Below are 18,496 nucleotides of genomic sequence, written 5' to 3' on the forward strand. Positions count from 1 at the left end.
TTGTAATTATTATTGTGCCCAGCACAGTCGAGTACTAGTGAGATTTTATAAGCATAAATAAACCTTTTCAATTTAGAATGTAAAGGTTATTTGTTATAGGTGTTTTGTTCATGAGCTACCAACACTAGTTTTAAAAACTTGCTAGAGGAAATATATGAATGATCACTAGGTTGCATAATTTAGGGTGTTATAGTTTAAAAACAGAAAAAGTGTTTGTAAGTTTCTTTTTTAAGCTTAAAAAAGTAGATGTAAAACTATAGTATTCTTGCGAGAAAGAGTGGAGGATTTAGCATTAAAATAGTAAGGAAAAACCTTATAATTTTAAGGTAATACTTTGACTTTTAATAAATTTTATTATTTAGCCATTGCTAAAAGTGAGTTTTTTCCTTAATTTGTTGTGATTCTAAGAAACAACTATTAAAAATCGATTTATTGGTTTTATAAGTTGAATAATTTCTGTGCATAAAAGGGTTTCTATTGCTTCAATTACTTTTTTAGCTGTATGTTTTTTAAAATCCCGCAATAATTCCATAGGCGTTCATCACTTGACCTAAACAATAAATGTGTATGGCTCGGCATAAAGTAATAGGCATATAGTTTCATGCCTTTTTCATTTCTACAATATGTCACACTTTCTATTAATACATCACAGTCCTTATTTTTAATTTATATATACTATATATTAAAGTAATAATGGCTACTATATATATTAAATTTAAATGATGTACAAAACTACCAGAAGTAATTATTACAAAAGGACCATATGTAAAATAATAAATGATCATTACAACAGAAATTCCAATTGAAAAATATAATAGTTTATTACTTTCTTTTTTAAGAACTTTAAAGAGAATAAAAATATAAAGCAAACAAATTCCCCATTTAAAAAAACTCTCAATATCAGTTTCGCTATGATAGCCAGCTATCAAACTTTCATCTACCCCAAACCTGTTTAATACATAGTCTATGGTGTCTACTATTAAATATATGGTATTCATTATAATCAAAACTAGCTCTACTTTATTTTTTTTCATTTTTTCATGTAGATTTTTTATATACCTCAGCTAGCGCTTGTTTGTAACGAGTGCCGTACTAGTATTTATAGTTCGGTTTAATCGCAATTATTTCTAATATTTTGCTCCGCTGAGATATAGTATGTTGTTCAATAAACCTAAATTTTTTCATTAATAAAAAAGGTATGTGGATTTAAGTCGCAGTCGAACACTAGAATGGAGTAAACATTATTTTAATGTTAAATTTATTTATTGTAGTGAAAATAAACCAGTCAGTTCTTTAATTATTAGCACCAACTAATTTAGATCGTTACTCCTTAACCCAACCAACTCCACTGTATTTTCTACTCATACATCTAAAATACAAAAAGCTATGACATAAAATCATAGCTTTTGTTTATTTGCATACCATGACAGCACTAGTAAATACTAGCGCTAGCAGGGGGTTTTTACTTATCTTTTCACGAACTACAAGCCCACACTAGCGGGGTACAATCCACAAACTTATTATTTCTAAAGCTTTTTGAGTTATATTTTCCCACTCTGGGTCATTCAAAACTTCGATATCTTTTTTATCTACTTTTAAATATTCCTCAATCAAAATATCGATACGCAACATTTTAGAATATATTTCCTCCTCATCTTTTCTATTTTCACCTATATAGTCAATATATTGTTTAAATTCACAATCATCATATAGAGTATTTATAGTTTCTGAAAATGAAGAAACAATGGTTGGATGTTTTCCTGTCCAAGTTATTCTTTGAAGTTCTAAATCTGCTAAACTTTTTATTGAATTAAGGATATTCTCCTTCCAAAAATTTATTTGTTCTTTTGTCATTAGTTATTTATATTAAAATCTTTTTTGGGTATATGAGCTGCTGCTGAATTTGCAGGAGCAGGATTCCCATTTACATCAACTGATTTACCGTTTTTCGTATGCTTTACATAATCTACACGTTGAGAAGCATTTGGGCTATTAGAATTACCTCTCATTACCCTTACACTATTACTACCTGGAGCTCCATCTGGGTCGGAAAATCTTGTGCCAGCCTCAGCTAGCGCTTGTTTGTAACGAGTGCCGTACTAGTATTTATAGTTCGGTTTAATCGCAATTATTTCTAATATTTTGCTCCGCTGAGATATAGTATGTTGTTCAATAAACCTAAATTTTTTCATTAATAAAAAAGGTATGTGGATTTAAGTCGCAGTCGAACACTAGAATGGAGTAAACATTATTTTAATGTTAAATTTATTTATTGTAATGAAAATAAACCAGTCAGTTCTTTAATTATTAGCACCAACTAATTTAGATCGTTACTCCTTAACCCAACCAACTCCACTGTATTTTCTACTCATACATCTAAAATACAAAAAGCTATGTCTTACGGCATAGCTTTTGTTTATTTGCTTACCAATAACGGCACCCGACAAAGCCTTAACCTACGGATTTAAGGCACAAACGAGCGCTAGCGGAGGGTGATTTAATCCACTAAATTATTAATCTTCATAAAGTTTAAATTCTTTACATTTATTAAAATCATACATAGCATTAACCATTTCTCCATTTTTATCCTTAACCCTGTAATATAGTTGAATTTCAAAATACCAGTTTTTTTCATTTTTTCTTTTAGATTTTCTCCCATAAAAGGACTTATGCTCTATATCTAATAAAGAGATGTCTTTAGAAAATAAATACTTTAAAACTTCATCCTTAGCTTTTGAATAAACTTTAGTGCGCTTTTCTTTTGATGAATGTCTATGCACTATAAAATTTATTTTTTCGGTCTTAACATCTTTATTAGTGATATGTGTTAAAAAGCATTCAAGTTTTTCTTTTGTAATCTTATTTAAATTATACTTCCCTTTCTTAAAAAACAAGTGATTATTTACAGTTCCGTCAATTGCCAATTTATCTCTTGATATATTTTGACCGATACAAGACCAAGACAAAAAAAGAAACATAATAAATAGAGTGCTATTATTAATTTGATTATTCAACCTTTTCAAGACCTGATTGCATTTGTGGGCTAACTGTTTGATAAATTCTAGTGCCTCCATTTTTATATATATTTTTCCCCTGCTAGCGCTAGTATTTACTAGTGCCGTATCGCTTTGAAAAATACGATAAAATTATAAAAGTTAAAGTTTTATGGCTGTGTAAAATTTTTCTCGGTTCTAGCACTTCTATGCTAAAAAACCAGCAAAATCTATTTCTAAAACAGTACTGTCATCCCGATAATTTCTAGCACTTGAGTATTTCCAATCTATAGAATTTGTTACAAAACCACTTTCCACTGGATTGTTATGAATATAGTCTATCTTTTGCTTGATTACTTTTTCGCTCCATAACTCTATGGGTTTATTATGATGCTGCCAAAACTGGTATTTGCTCGTTGTTGCATTCTTTTTACCTGCTCTTTTAAACATCCATAGGAGCCATTCTTTACGGCTTTCCTGTGGATTATTTTCTATGGCCTCTATTGCTTTTTTTGAAGTATGTCGTTTAAAGTCCCTCAATAGTTCTGATGGTTGTTCATGACTTGACCTAAATATTAAATGCATCCTTCGACTTCGCTCAGGACAGGCTGACTCGGCATAAAACAATAGGCATATATCTCCATCCCTTTTTCTGCCCTACAATAACCTATACTGTCTGCTAATACATTAAAGTATACCTGCCTTGTAAATACATCTATCCAATTTACTGTTGCAAAAGAAACAAAATATAAACCTGCTTTATTGTGAAACTTGTATTTTCGACTCATAGCTCTAAAATACAAAAAGCTATGTCTTACGGCATAGCTTTTTTATAACTGTTTTTTTATTTTTATTATTTTGACGGCACTAGTAAATACTAGCGCTAGCAGGGGCTCATTCGTGATTTCAAGACCAAAGAAGCTTACGTATAATTTATGCTGAGCCTGTCGAAGTAAAAAACCACAACATTGCTGCTGTGGTTTCTGCTTTTTATTATATCCCGAAGTTGCAAATTTCGGTTTCAAAATGTCCTAATTTGGAGCATTACCTAGAATATCATCTATTAATTGTTCTAAATTAGTAGAAGATTTATAGTTTTTACCATGAAACAAAAACCTTTCTCCACTAACACCTATTCTCACTTGAGACTCATTATCAGAGTATTCTAACCAATATTTTATATTCAGTTTAGCTAGAGAGACTTCTCCTTTATTAATGATTTTGTTTATTTTATCTATGTCTTCAATATTAGAAATAGTGATAGTATCTGATTTTTTTTTAACAGTAATGACATAGAGTTTATTAGGTAATTTTAATATTTCTGCATCGCTTTTTTTGTGATTACATCCTAATGGTAAGCATATGCAAACCATCAATATTATTACGTATTTTGCCTTTTTATAACTCATATAATCATTTTCTATGTGCTAATTCTTTTTTCTACTTTTTTTAGAACCTCCAGCTCCTAAAGCTTCTTTAAAACCTTTATTAACTGCCTTGCCAGGATCTTTGATCACATAAGTGGACTTTAATGCTCTTACACTTCTAAATAACGCATGAGGAGTTGAAAAAGTATAATTCTTACCATCATAACTATCAGATTCTTTTCCAAATTTTTTAGGTAAAAAAGGTAAATTATTTAACCCCGGGGAAGATTGTTCTTTTGCCTGTATCATACCTTCGTAAGCTTCTCTACAAAAAGTGGAGCAATTCATGTTTGCGCTGTCATATAAAGTATATTCACTGTTTTTAATATCTTCTAATCTTTCCTTTATTACCTTATCTGTTTTAAAATCAGTTTCAGTAAGTAAAATTCCGTCTGCTTGAGAATCCATTCCATCTGATTGAATTAATTCCTGCAAATCTTCAACTGTTCTTATACTTCCTTGGATTTCATTTCCAAGATTAAAATCAGGAGATTGTGGGTCAAAAGCATTCTTTTCAGTTATCCCATCCTTAGGAAATAAATCATAATAAGTGTATGTTCCATCCTCTATATAATTTCCATCTTCATCGGTAATATAATTACCATCATCATCTTTTTTATAATTAGAAACAGCTACACCTGAATGTCCAAAATTACCTTCTGATGTCAACCAGATAAATAAAATCACATCAAGACCGTCAGGGTCTACTAATGTTATCGGAGAATTCTTTACATAATTATATGGTGACCATTCATAATACTTCTCAGCTAATGGGTCTAAGTTCATCCACCTTCCTAAACTCGCATCATAATTACGTGCGCCAAAATCATACCAGTTCAGCCCTAATTCTTCATTAAGTTCCTTTCCATTGTATTTGTATGGATGATTGGTAACAGGATTGTTATTGTAGCCCTTATGACGCAACCCAAAAGGATAGTAATTGTTCTCCTCCAGTATTTCAGAGGTTTCGGCAACCCCATCATTGTCACTATCCTTATAACTTAAGCGCACATTCCCTAAATGATCTTTGTATTGGTAAACATAACTATAACTGCTACCATTCACATCGACATATCCCTCAGGGTGATTAAAGAATTTCAAAGAACCACTTTCGTATACAAAATTAGCAGCATACTCCGTTGTTGCTCCGGTACTCACTACTTTTTTTAATTTTGTACCGGTTGCATCGTAAATATAAGAAATATTTCCACCTCCCAAAGTAACCTGAGTTGGTAAATTTAAGTGGTTATAGGTAATATTCGTTGAAATGCCTTTATTGGCATCCGTTAACATATTACCATTAAGATCGTAAGTATAATCATCTGAGGTATCAGCTGCTGTATTAATGGCATCATCCTTAAATCCATACTTATCTATAGCAGCGGCATCAGTTACTTTTAATAACTTATTTGAATTAGCCTGATATGTATAGCTTAACTGATCCATAGTTCCAAAATGAGCGTTGTTAGTGGCAACCGGATTATCAACCACATGCCCCGTTCTGGTCAGGTTTGTAATATTACCATTTTTATCATATGAAATGCTACTTAAATTATAACGCTCGGAATTATCAGTTGCGTTAGTAATTCTATTCAAGGCATCATATCGATAATTATACGTTTTTAAACTGTTATCTGTATTGGCCGTTTTCCATTGAGTAGAGCTAATATTACCATTGTATAACGCATTTGCCCCCTCGTTATACCCAATTTTAAATGCAAATAAATCGTTACCCAAGGTGCTTGGATCGTTAATTTGTTTTAACCAACCCCTTACATTGTAAGCGTAGTCTACAGTTTGTAATCTGTTATTCAGCGCTTTTCCGCCTACTCCTTTACTTTCAAGTTGTCCTAAATCATCATAGGTATTACTAACAACTACTTCTTGCGATTCAGTACTAATCCATAACCTTGTGTTGGGTAAAATAGTTGCATTGGTTATAGTAATACTGTTACCCGCGGCGTGATCTGTGTTAATAGTTCCCGATAAATTCAGGTCTAAATCGGTAGGATTACCTCCCGGACACTCGTAACCCATAGTTTCATCGCCTATACATTGTGTTTGTGTTTTTAAACGTCCAACATGATCGTAAGTAAAATTATCCAGGGTAGTTATGGTAACATTATTTTTAGTGTGCGTTGTTTTGCTTTTAAGTACCCTACCAACAAAATCAAGTTTGTTTTCAACAATATCCACGGTACCTAAATAGGTGTTCTCATTATATACATATACTGGTCTGGATTTGGCATCATAATAAGTAAGTGTGTTAATCCATACATTAGCTCCGGTTACATCGAGTACCTTAACTTTACTTACAGTAGCCAGCCCTTTCGTAGAGGTTAAATTAGTTTCGTTGGTAGGAGATTCCATGAGCACAATCGATGTTGGAGCTCCTGTAGGTCGATCTACATAAGAATCATAATAGTTAACCGTAAGTATTTCGGATAATGTAACTAATGATCCGGTACCATTAGGATAAGCCCCGTTATTGTAATACATGTTAACACCACCATAATTTGTTGCAGTGGAACCTTGGGTAACCCACAAGCTACCTGTAAAAGTATTAACTTCGTTCTGAATAGCTTCTCTTGAAGTTGTATTTGTACTGGTTGCTTTTCCCGTATAGGCTACTCTGCCAAGGGCGTCATATTTGGTGAAAAGCCACATGCCTGCGCTACGTTGGTTGGCATCTTGTGTAAGGATTGGCTGGTCTGCATTATTATAAATAATGTATTCTCGTTCTTTTCCCGGTAGTTGTTTTTCTACGAGTCTATTACGATTATCGTACACATACTGGTAGCATAGTTCTTTAAGTTCTGTGGCACTTATTCCATCTGTAGTATTTACTTTTGGAGGTATTACATAGGTTAAATTCCCAAAATCGTCGTATACATAATAAGTATCATGTTTAATGTCTTGATTATATGTCCTTTTTAAAATAACCTGACCTTGTTTGTTTTTAAATTCCTCTGTAGTATGATCTTTAATATATTCTTGTATAAAATTCCAATTCTCATCTTTAGTAGTAGTTTTATATAAAGTACTTTTTTCATAAAATCTATCATTATCAACTAGTGTTGGGTTCTTTTTATCATTATTAACAAAATTTACTTGATAAAGCTTAACATTATCTTTAGATAAATCTTGAATATCAAGCTTATTTGTGTTGTATTCAAATTTTATTGTATGAGTTATATTTGGTTGTCCAAAATAAGATTTTATATATTTCCAATCTTTTCCAGGGGCTGCTTGTTCAGTTATTCTAGATAAAGGAGAATTTTCTAATATTTTTTCTGAATAAGGATTTTTTGTGTTATCAAACTTAGATTTATTGTAAAAATTATAAATTTCTTCAATAGGTTTTACTCTCACAGCTCCATTATTAGAACTAGAGACAGCATAAGGAAGGTATTCTTTGGTTTGTCTCCCAAATTCATCATATTCATAAGGAGTAACAATGTCTTGCTGATTTCCACCAGCTTTTAATGCTATTTGTTGTAAAGGTCTTCCAAACTCATCTATATAAGTTATACTTTCTTTCTTTGAGTTATTAGTAGTATTATAAGTACTATCTATACTTAAAGGAACTCTATAAGTTGTTGTTTTTACATAATTTTGATCTACACTTAAAGGTTCAGGATATACTATTGGTTGTTTTTCTCTAACAGATTTATTTCCATAATAATCCATAGAAGTATTCAAATCGACTATCACAACAGATAATTGCGGAGAATTTCCAGGATTTACTCTGATACTTTCATCCCAAATAACTGAAACGCCAGTTGCTATACCATTCTCATAATGGTATTGGGTTATTGTTCCTCCATGAAGCATAGACCAAGAAGTATAATTATAAAATATATTCGTTTCAATATTATAAGTATACTCAATACCAATATTAACTTCATATTCACCAGAAATAAAAATATCTTGAGACTTTGCTTGAATAGTTATAAAAAGCATAAAGTAAAGTGATACAATCGCTTTTGTTTTAATAAACTTTTTCATAGTATTTAATTTTTGTATTGGTATTCATTTTTTGATAAAACATGTCCATCTTGATCAGTTATAAATTCCAAACGATTAAATTTATCGTAATGGTAAGTTACTTTGTTGCCGTTTGGATTAATTACAGATGAAATACCTACTAAAGGTTTATAGGTATATCCTGTTAAAAATGAATTTTCTGGTAAATGTGTTTGCAAATCTAAAAGTGCATCATTAATACTATTTTCTTTATTTTCAGTCCACAAATTATTAGTTCTGTCTATAATAGTATTAATATAACTTTCTAAATTTAAAGCTTGTTCAGAAGAAAAGTTATCAATTTTTGCTACGGGATAATTTTTATTATACCCCCAAATATAATAAGTATGAATATTTGATTCGGGATTTAAAACCTCTAATATGTTACCCTGATCATCGTGTTTTAAATACTCTACTTTAGTTTCTAAGGAAGTATTTCCTGATGAAGTCTTGAAAAACTGAGGTACTATTAAACCATTTTCATTTTTATATGATAAATGTACTGTTGAAACTATAGAATTATTTACATACTTCTCTGTACGCATAGGTTCATGAATACGATAATTATCGATTAATGATTGTGCTATTTGTTTTTCATAATTAGATACGCCTGAAAGTTGCTCTATATCTTCAGGATAATAATAAGCTGTTTTTAATATCTTATCATGGCTACTGGTTGTTGTTGAATTTCTAGGTAAATGATACATCTTATAATTTGGAGAAAACTCTGAGATTGGGCCATATTCATAATCGGTTCTTGAAACTATCGAATCATTTTCATAATATTTAATATTGGATTCATTTTCCAACCTAACTCTTTCCAGATTTATGGAGTATCTGTTTATAGCACTTGAGTATGAAAAACTTAATAAAGGCGCATAATTTACTGCAAATATTATTTTATCAGGATTATAAGAGGCTGAATAGTTGTAGCTGTTTTTCTCTATTAATTTATTGTTTAAGAAAAACTTAGTGCTTTTTGGCTTTCCATTTAAAAAGGTTCCAACATTTGGTACGGTGAATCCTATTTGAATTTCTGACTTGTTATAAAAATTATATTCAGTTTCAATATTTTTTTCTTGTGCAGATATAACTTTTTCTATAACCTTAGAATATCCAACAATATTTCCATTCATCCCACTTGTTGAATAATATGATTTAGATTTCCTTTGTAAGTATGTATAACTGGTAGAATATAAAGCGGTATTATTTTTAAACTGATCATAACTTATGGGAGGCTTTGTACATAACAATTCTGCCGTGAAGTAATTGAAATAATTAGGTCTGCTCATCAATTTTCCAGTAGAATATTCGCTATTGTTTAAATTATAATCAAACTCACGCGTATTTTTATTTGATATAATTCGTTTTATTCGCAACCCTCCTGCTGCAACTGATGTTTCAATTCTATTAGAATTTTCTCTTATATAAACATTTCCCCGCATATCAATAAGAGGTTCCGATAATAGAGCCTGTGGTACGACCCAACGCACTCTGTAACTGCCTTTTTCTAAATTACTCAGATCATAGCTGAATCTTTTATAAAGTTCATTCTCTTGCCAAACGGTTCCAGCTTGAAAATCAATATGAGAAAGTCGGGTGATTAAATTTTCACCACCAGATTGATCGATTTTATATAAATTTAATGACAATTGCCATGAAGCATAACCCAGGCTTGTTTTATCCCAGGTTTCTCTTGAAATGTCGTAAAAAATTTCTGATAAATTAACACTTGAATTTATTTCAAAATTAACATTGTTTGGGTTTGAGCCTGTAACCGGCTGACCATACTGTATGAAATTATCAACTCCAATATACCTATTGTCATATATAAACATAGGTTTTGAAGGTAAATAAGTGTTTAGTTCATATTCGTAATTAGTGATACCTCCAGTAGGATACTTAATTGATTTTAAAGTAGCCGTCTTAGCATACTCTAACGACGGGTCTCTATCTGCTCCACCAAAAGAAAGGTTTAATCCTTCTTTGCGATCCTCCAAATACTCTATAAACTGCATAATCTCTAAATTAGCCTCTGACTGATTTTCTAGTTGAGTCTGAGTATATGGAAGCTCCGAATCATAAATATCATAAACAAAGTCGGTATCAGGAAGCTCATTTGAAGATATATATTTATAACGAGGAAGTTTACTGTAAAAATGATAAAACTCGTCTGGATTTATTACACTAAGATCCATTTTTGGTATTCGAGTAGCTGTTCTATTTAGGTTAAAATAGCCCCAATGATCATGATAATTAGAATCCTTATATGGTAAACTTTTTTCTTCAAAATAAGTGAATTCATATGGGGGAATATGTTTACTATTTATACTATTATATTCTTTTACACTCATTAATTTAAGCCTACTGTTTATTTTTGCTTGAGAAGTAACTGTCTCTTTATTAAAATAATCATAGGTAAACTTGTACGTTTTTAATGGGGCTTGTTCAAATTGATTATAAATATCTATTTGATCAAGTTTAGGGCCTCCTTCAATTTTTTGAGATATTTTAAAATCCAGTTTACCTCCTTTCCAATTAACTTCTTTTAAAACATATTTATACCAATTAAAGGTATAACTTAAGCTTTCAATGTCTCTCAAAACATTTGGCTCGCAAGCTGGTAATGGAGTAACACCAGAAGAAATTCTAATATTTTGAGTGGAACTTTTAAAAGTAGGACTTGTACTTCCAGTCGGCATACCAGTTTGGTAAATAAAATTGATTTCTTCTTGATTATTTAAAGTAATTTTTTTTAAAAGCCAAGAGTCAGTAGAAATCCCGCTGGAAGAAAATGAGCTTGTTGGAGATCTAGAAAAGCCCTCAGAAGTTTCATTGACACTAAATTCGTATTTTATTCCTTTTGGGTCAGTAATAATAAATAGATGTGAATTTAAGTTTGCTCCCCGAGAAAAATCAATTTTAAGATTATTGTCTTCATCGAGAAGTACCCCTTTACCTTTATTAAAGTCATTAACATCTCCTTGTAAAATAAATTTTCCTGAATACCCTGCAAAATTATAATAAAACAAATCTGGCTCTCCGTCGGTTTTTATTTGACAAGAAACGATACCTGTTGGTGTTGTACCACCGCCTCCACCTTGGACACTACATTCTAAAAAATTTTCTTCCATACTTTGAAGAGATCCATATTTTTCTGGTATACTGAAATATCCTGAAGTACCCGCACTTGTATTTAAATCGTCAAGCCCACGTATTTGCCTAGATATAACGCCTCCTGCATTTAAACTCCAACCTAAACCAACCCAGCTGGCTTCTTGACTAACTTTTATTCCCGAGGCATGATAACTTAAACTTATCGGTAAATGATATCCACCAGACTCAATACTATATAAAGGAATACTTATATTAGGAACACCTGTATAATGTCCAACTGGGGTGTCGGCATATTGAACTAATCCCGCAACTGTAGGGGATGCCATAAATTTTACTTCTGGAGTTTTTTGAGCCACTGAAAACTGACTTACAAGAAAAATTATTATGAATATTTTCTTCATAGATTTACTTTTTATTGATTAATTCTTTTAAAGTTGTTAATTTTTTCAATTTGCCATTACGCAACTTTGTGAGTAAATACGTTATTATAAAATAGCAATAGAACAGAAATTGAGAAGTGTTTTTTCATGAGGAAAAAGATTAGAGTTTAATTGCACTAAAATTAGATGATAAATTTGAAAAATTGCTAAGGTTTCACCTTAGGATTAGTAAGGGAAAACCTTAGTTTTTTTGGAGGTTATATATTAACTTTCAATGGTTAACATTTGTTTTTTTCTTGCATTTTAATTGTCGCTATAAGAAACTACAATCAAAAAGAGTTTTATAAATATTTAAAAGAGCAAGTAATTTCAATACCTAAAAAGAAAAACCAATGACGCTGTGTAACATTTGTAACAAACTTAAAATTAAGTATATTAGCAGTATGCTATCCAAAAAGACAAAATATGGCCTAAAAGCGCTAACTTATATAGCCAAAAGTGAAGGGGATAACCCTGTTCAGATAAGCGAGATTTCAAAAAGTGAAAATATTCCACAGAAATTTTTGGAGAGTATTATGCTCACCCTTAGAAAATCAGGTTTCTTAGGTTCAAAAAAAGGGAAACATGGAGGCTATTATCTTATAAAAGAGCCATCAGAAATTAGAATGGCAGATGTTATGCGTGTATTAGAAGGACCCATTGCCATGGTGCCTTGTGTGAGTTTAAACTTTTATGAGAAATGCGACGACTGTCCGGATGAGCATGAGTGTAGCGTTCATAAACTAATGATACAAGTACGCGATAACACTTTAAAAGTACTACGAAATAATACTTTAGCAGATCTGTCTGGATCTACTGTGGTGAAAACTTCATAAAATAACCCGTTTTTTTCTTCGAATTTAGGTTCATCAACCTAAAAAAAATCCATTATTCCAAATAAGATGTTAATAATCTTTGATTTATGAGAAAAAATATTAATTTTGTAATTCCTATTAAATCGATAGGATTAATATAATACTGATTAAAATGATTGGACAAATGTTATTAAAAGAAAAAGAAAAGTCTACATATAAGGCCGATAAAGTCACAGAAAAGCCTATTAGAAGTGTGGTAAAATCTTTGAGCTGGAGAACTATAGGAACTTTAGATACTATAGTTATTTCATGGATAATAACAGGAAAGTTGGACTTAGCATTTTCAATAGGAGGCATAGAGTTAGTAACAAAAATGGTGTTGTACTTTTTTCACGAGCGTATTTGGAACACCATTAAATGGGGTAGATAATATATAAGATATGATAACACAAGATCAATTAAACGAATTAAATACGCTTTTAAAAGGCGCTAAGCCAGCTGAAATCATTCAGAAGGCTTTAGAACTTAATGAGAAAGCTGTAGTAACAACTAATTTTAGACCATACGAGGCGGCTATATTGCATGCCGTAAATTCTGTTAAACCTAATATTGCTGTAGTATGGTGTGATACTGGGTATAATACACCGCAAACATACAGGCACGCCAATCAGGTTATAGAAGATTTAAAATTAAACGTATCGCTATACGTGCCAAAACAAACAGCAGCTCATCGCGATGTAACTATGGGAATTCCAAGTGTTGATGCACCAGAGCACGCTTTATTTACAGAACAAGTTAAGTTAGAGCCGTTTAAACGTGCAATGGAAGAGCACAAGCCAAAAGTGTGGTTTACAAACTTACGTCAAGGACAAACTGCATTTAGAGATAGTATAGGCATTTTTAGTCTGAGTAAAGATGGTGTTTTAAAAGTAAGCCCATTTTACTATTGGTCTGATGCCGATTTAGATAGCTATTTGGAGGAGAATAATTTACCTAACGAGTTTAAGTATTTTGACCCAACTAAGGCGCTAGAGAATAGAGAATGTGGATTGCATGTCTAACTAGCAAGCAGAATGCAGTTGCAGTAAATAGTTATAAAGAATAAAGAAAAATCAAAAAACTTTTACTTCGCCCAGGTAAGAGTTCCCTTTTTGGGGTCTAGAGGGCTAAAGATTATGAACAAAAATACGTCACATATAAATTCGCTTGAGAATGAAGCAATTTATATAATGAGAGAAGTAGCAGCTCAATTTGAAAAACCTGTGTTGCTATTCTCAGGAGGAAAGGATTCGATTACTTTGGTAAGGTTAGCTCAAAAAGCATTTTACCCTGCAAAAATACCATTCCCTTTAATGCACATTGATACTGGGCATAATTTTCCAGAAACTATAGAGTTTAGAGATCGTTTGGTTAAAGAATTAGGTTTAGAGCTTATAGTAAGAAATGTACAGGATTCTATCGATCAAGGAAAAGTAAAAGAGGAAACAGGGAGATACTCAAGTAGAAACCAATTACAAACGACTACGCTTTTAGATGCTATCGAAGAGTTTAAGTTTGATGCTTGTATTGGTGGTGCACGTCGTGATGAGGAAAAAGCAAGAGCTAAAGAACGTATTTTCTCTGTACGTGACGATTTTGGACAATGGGATGAGAAAAACCAACGCCCGGAGTTGTTCGATATGTTGAACGGAAATATTGAATTAGGACAAAACGTTCGTGTGTTTCCTATATCAAACTGGACAGAATTAGATGTTTGGTCGTATATCGAAAAAGAAAATATTGAAATTCCATCTATTTATTTTGCTCATACCAGAGCTACGTTTTTACGTGATGGACTTATTTGGTCTGCCGATGACGAAGTTGTTTACCGAGAAGAAGATGAAGAAGTTGTGGAGCGCGTTGTTCGTTTTAGAACCGTGGGAGACATGAGCTGTACAGCTGCGGTACTATCTGATGCGGTAGATATTCAAACAGTGGTTCAGGAAATTAGAGAAAGTACGATTTCTGAACGTGGTGCGCGTATTGACGACAAACGTTCTGAAGCTGCGATGGAAAAACGTAAACAACAAGGGTATTTCTAAAAGCCCTCTAGCCCCCAAAAGGGGAATTGCAAGTTTGCGGATAAAAGGAATTATGTTACCAGAAAGGATTTTAAAAATCTTATTGGTGTTAAATAAAAAATAAAATAACAACAATATTCTTACTTCACCCGAGTAAGAGTTCCTCCCCAAAGGGGAGGTTAGGAGGGGCTGATTATGGAAGTATTAAAAATTGCAACAGCAGGAAGTGTAGATGATGGGAAAAGCACCTTGATAGGGCGCATTTTGTATGATACAAAATCATTAACTACAGACAAGTTAGAAGCTATTGAAAAAACAAGTAAACAAAGAGGTTACGATTATTTGGATTTTTCTTTGGCTACAGATGGTTTGGTGGCAGAAAGAGAGCAAGGAATCACTATAGATGTTGCTCATATTTACTTTTCAACCGCAAAGAAAAGTTATATCATAGCAGATACTCCGGGGCATGTGGAATACACGCGTAACATGGTAACCGGGGCTTCAACATCGCAAGCATCTATTATTCTAATCGATGCCAGAAAGGGGGTTATCGAGCAAACCAATCGTCATTTCTTTATTAATAATTTACTACGTATTAAGGATGTTGTAGTTGCTATTAATAAAATGGACTTGGTAGATTATTCAGAAGAAGTTTATAATAAGATTAAAGCCGATTTTGAATCCTTGATGAGTAAACGTGAATACCAAGATCAAAAGATCACCTTTATTCCTGTTAGTGCCTTAAAAGGGGACAATGTTGTAAATAAATCTGAAAAAATGCCTTGGTATTCTGGAGAGGCGTTATTGGAGCATTTAGAAAAGTTAGACAAGGCCGATATCTTTAATGTAGGTACACCTCGTTTCCCGGTACAATATGTTGTTCGACCTAAAACAGAGGATTTCCACGATTTTAGAGGATATGCCGGAAAAGTTTATGGGGGGAATTTAAGTGTGGGCGATGATGTTGTGGTATTACCATCACAAACAAAATCGAAAATAAAAGATATTTATTTCTACGACGAAAAATACGAAACCGCTTCAAGACGATCTTCTGTAACCATTACTTTGGAAGATGACATTAATGTGAGCCGTGGTGATATGATTGTTAAAGAAAATGATTTACCAACCATAGAAAAACAGTTTACGGCTAATGTATGTTGGATGGATTCCAAGCAATTAACGCCCGGAGCTAAATACGTAGTACAACATGGTATTAATAAAGTATTGGCCAAGGTTGATGTGATTCACCATAAAATTAATCCTGACTATTCAGGAATAGAAGAGAATGTAAGCGGTTTGGGTATGAATGATATAGCCCAGGTAAGCTTCAGATTGAACAAACCTATATTTTACGATAAGTTTAAAAATCACCGTACCAACGGGTCGTTTATTATCATCGATTCACAGTCTAACAGTACTGTAGGTGCAGGATTTATCCAATAAATAAGCAAAAAAGTTTAGGTCGAAAAATTTAGGAGCAAAGGACTTTTCGGCTTAAAGACTTTCAATATTAAAACTTAAAAAAAATGCAAAGTTTTAGAACAGAAATAGAAAACCCGATTGTAGAAAATGACATTATAGAATTAGCTAATAAAATTGAGCTTTTTCACAATGGGAAAATTGATGAAGAAAAATTTAGAAGCCTGCGTTTAGCGCGTGGGGTGTACGGCCAGCGTCAGGAGGGTGTGCAAATGATTCGTATTAAATTGCCTTACGGAAAAGTCAAGAGCAATCAATTACGAAGAATTTCGGATGTATCCGATGAGTATTCTCGTGGTAGGTTACATATTACCACCCGTCAGGATATTCAAATTCACTATGTAGATTTAAACAGAACCCCAGAACTTTGGGCTGAGTTAGAACGTGATGATGTAACCCTTAGAGAAGCATGTGGTAACACGGTTAGAAATGTAACCGCATCAGAAACTGCAGGAATCGATGTAAATGAACCATTTGATGTGTCGCCTTATGCCGATGCCTTATTTCGTTTCTTTTTAAGAAACCCTATTTGTCAGGAAATGGGACGTAAGTTTAAGGTGTCTTTCTCTGCTTCAGACGAAGATACAGGCTTATCGTATATGCACGATTTAGGTTTTATTGCCAAGGTTGAAAATGGTGTACGCGGATTTAAAGTGATGATAGGTGGCGGACTAGGGTCTCAGCCTCGTCATGCAGATGTGCTATACGATTTTCTTGAAACAGATAAAATTATTCCAGTAATGGAAGGTGTTTTAAGAATTTTTGATCGTCATGGAGAGCGTAAAAGCCGTGCCAAAGCACGTATGAAATTCTTAATAAAGGATATAGGTTTAGAAGCTTTTAAAGAATTAGTTGAGACCGAACAAAATGCTATCGATTTAAAATCGGTGCCAATTGATGCAGATTCATATGAAGTATCTCAACCAGTTGACGTAACTACAATTCCAGAAGTAGAAATTAAAGACCAGGCAGTTTTTGAAACATGGAAATCTACAAACCTGATTCCTCAAAAACAAGAGGGGTATGTGGCTATTGGTATTAAAGTACTTTTAGGAGATTTTTATACAGATAAAGCGAGATTATTAGCAGATTTGGTTGAAAAATACGCTGCTGGAGAGATAAGGTTGTCGCTGCGTCAAAACATAGTTATTCCTTTTGTAAAAGAAGCATTAGTACCATTTTTCTATAGCGAATTAGAAAAATTAGGATTCGTAGAGGCGGGTTATAATAAAGCAGTAGATATTACAGCATGTCCGGGAACCGATACGTGTAACTTAGGAATTGCAAGTAGTACAGGGATCGCCGAAGAATTAGAACGTGTTATTAAAGCTGAATATCCACAGTACCTAAATAATGAAGATTTAGTTATTAAAATTAGTGGTTGTATGAATGCTTGCGGACAGCACAATATGGCAAATATTGGTTTCCAAGGGATGTCTGTTCGTACTCCGGATAAATTAGTAGCGCCAGCATTACAAGTGTTGTTAGGTGGTGGTAATTTAGGTGATGGGAATGGAGCCTTTGCAGATAAGGTCGTTAAAGTACCAAGTAAAAGAGGTCCTGAAGCATTACGAAGAATTTTAAATGATTATGAGGCAAATGCAAACGGAAAGCCATTTGTAGCATATTATAAAGAAAAAGGCGAAAGATATTTTTACGATTTCTTGAACGATTTACAGGATGTTACCAATTTAACACAAGACTATTTTGTAGATTGGGGTACTGACGAGAAGTATGTTAAGGAGATTGGTGTTGGAGAATGTGCTGGTGTTGTTATCGATTTAATAGCAACGTTATTTTTAGAAAGCGAAGAAAAGATCGAAAACGCGAGAAAGTCTTTTAATGATAAAGTATATTCCGGAGCCATTTACCATGCTTATAGTTCTTTAGTTAATTCTGCTAAAGCACTATTGTTAGCAGAAAACAAAAAGACCAATACCCATGCTGGTATTATAAGTCAGTTTGACGAATTGTTTATTGCAAATGGTAATATTGAATTAGGAACATCTTTTTCAGAATTGATATATCAAATTAATAAATTTGCTCCAACCGAAGATTTTGCGTCAAAGTATATTGATAATGCAAATGCGTTTTTAGAAAAAGTAAAAGCGTACAGAGAAACAGAAACAAGTAATCTTCAAAAAAAAGCAATATAAAATT

The 18,496-nt window shown here is 32.6% G+C and carries 13 protein-coding genes and 1 pseudogene; 6 read left to right on the forward strand and 8 right to left on the reverse strand.

Annotation, left to right across the window (positions count from 1 at the left end):
• Positions 1–638: 638 nt before the first annotated feature.
• The 8 genes and pseudogenes from C1H87_RS15800 to C1H87_RS15830 all read right to left on the reverse strand — a co-directional run bounded on the left by C1H87_RS15800 (position 639) and on the right by C1H87_RS15830 (position 11,964).
• Complete coding sequence (locus C1H87_RS15800; RefSeq protein ID WP_158655249.1) at positions 639–1,034, reverse strand: hypothetical protein; 396 nt, start codon at positions 1,032–1,034, stop codon at positions 639–641.
• A gap of 460 nt (positions 1,035–1,494) precedes the next feature.
• Entirely contained in the window at positions 1,495–1,854 is a 360-nt protein-coding gene (locus C1H87_RS15805; protein WP_102756744.1) for a hypothetical protein, read from the reverse strand.
• Positions 1,854–2,009 carry a hypothetical protein gene (locus C1H87_RS23345; RefSeq protein WP_158655250.1) on the reverse strand — a complete coding sequence of 52 codons (156 nt, stop codon included), beginning with the start codon at positions 2,007–2,009 and terminating at the stop codon, positions 1,854–1,856. Before C1H87_RS23345 ends, C1H87_RS15805 begins: the two co-directional genes overlap by 1 nt.
• 504 nt (positions 2,010–2,513) lie before the next feature.
• Positions 2,514–3,074: a hypothetical protein gene (locus tag C1H87_RS15810; protein ID WP_158655251.1), complete on the reverse strand. Its 561-nt coding sequence runs from the start codon at positions 3,072–3,074 to the stop codon at positions 2,514–2,516.
• 126 nt (positions 3,075–3,200) lie between these two features.
• Positions 3,201–3,781, reverse strand: a pseudogene (locus tag C1H87_RS15815) (transposase).
• A 243-nt stretch (positions 3,782–4,024) separates the two neighbouring features.
• Positions 4,025–4,366, reverse strand: coding sequence for a hypothetical protein (locus tag C1H87_RS15820; protein ID WP_158655252.1), 342 nt, complete (start codon positions 4,364–4,366; stop codon positions 4,025–4,027).
• A gap of 54 nt (positions 4,367–4,420) precedes the next feature.
• Positions 4,421–8,428, reverse strand: a complete 4,008-nt coding sequence (locus C1H87_RS15825; RefSeq protein ID WP_102756747.1) for a DUF6443 domain-containing protein — start codon at positions 8,426–8,428, stop codon at positions 4,421–4,423.
• A gap of 5 nt (positions 8,429–8,433) precedes the next feature.
• The gene (locus C1H87_RS15830) at positions 8,434–11,964 is read right to left on the reverse strand and encodes a hypothetical protein (RefSeq protein ID WP_102756748.1); all 3,531 of its coding nucleotides are present in this window, start codon (positions 11,962–11,964) and stop codon (positions 8,434–8,436) included.
• A 422-nt stretch (positions 11,965–12,386) separates the two neighbouring features.
• Here C1H87_RS15830 and C1H87_RS15835 point away from each other — a divergent pair, with 422 nt between their 5' ends.
• The 6 genes from C1H87_RS15835 to C1H87_RS15860 all read left to right on the forward strand — a co-directional run bounded on the left by C1H87_RS15835 (position 12,387) and on the right by C1H87_RS15860 (position 18,492).
• Complete coding sequence (locus tag C1H87_RS15835; RefSeq protein ID WP_102756749.1) at positions 12,387–12,818, forward strand: RrF2 family transcriptional regulator; 432 nt, start codon at positions 12,387–12,389, stop codon at positions 12,816–12,818.
• A 163-nt stretch (positions 12,819–12,981) separates the two neighbouring features.
• Positions 12,982–13,227: a DUF2061 domain-containing protein gene (locus C1H87_RS15840; protein WP_102758296.1), complete on the forward strand. Its 246-nt coding sequence runs from the start codon at positions 12,982–12,984 to the stop codon at positions 13,225–13,227.
• A gap of 10 nt (positions 13,228–13,237) precedes the next feature.
• Positions 13,238–13,858, forward strand: coding sequence for a phosphoadenosine phosphosulfate reductase domain-containing protein (locus C1H87_RS15845; RefSeq protein ID WP_102756750.1), 621 nt, complete (start codon positions 13,238–13,240; stop codon positions 13,856–13,858).
• Positions 13,859–13,972: 114 nt separating this feature from the next.
• Positions 13,973–14,878 (forward strand): sulfate adenylyltransferase subunit CysD, encoded by a 906-nt coding sequence (gene cysD, locus C1H87_RS15850; RefSeq protein ID WP_102756751.1) that lies wholly within the window; start codon positions 13,973–13,975, stop codon positions 14,876–14,878.
• A gap of 174 nt (positions 14,879–15,052) precedes the next feature.
• On the forward strand, positions 15,053–16,300 hold the full coding sequence (locus C1H87_RS15855; RefSeq protein ID WP_102756752.1) for a sulfate adenylyltransferase subunit 1: 1,248 nt from the start codon (positions 15,053–15,055) through the stop codon (positions 16,298–16,300).
• 83 nt (positions 16,301–16,383) lie between these two features.
• Positions 16,384–18,492 (forward strand): HEPN domain-containing protein, encoded by a 2,109-nt coding sequence (locus tag C1H87_RS15860; protein WP_102756753.1) that lies wholly within the window; start codon positions 16,384–16,386, stop codon positions 18,490–18,492.
• The last annotated feature ends 4 nt before the right edge of the window (positions 18,493–18,496 follow it).

The sequence above is a fragment of the Flavivirga eckloniae genome, from assembly GCF_002886045.1.
Classification (GTDB): Bacteria; Bacteroidota; Bacteroidia; order Flavobacteriales; family Flavobacteriaceae; genus Flavivirga; species Flavivirga eckloniae.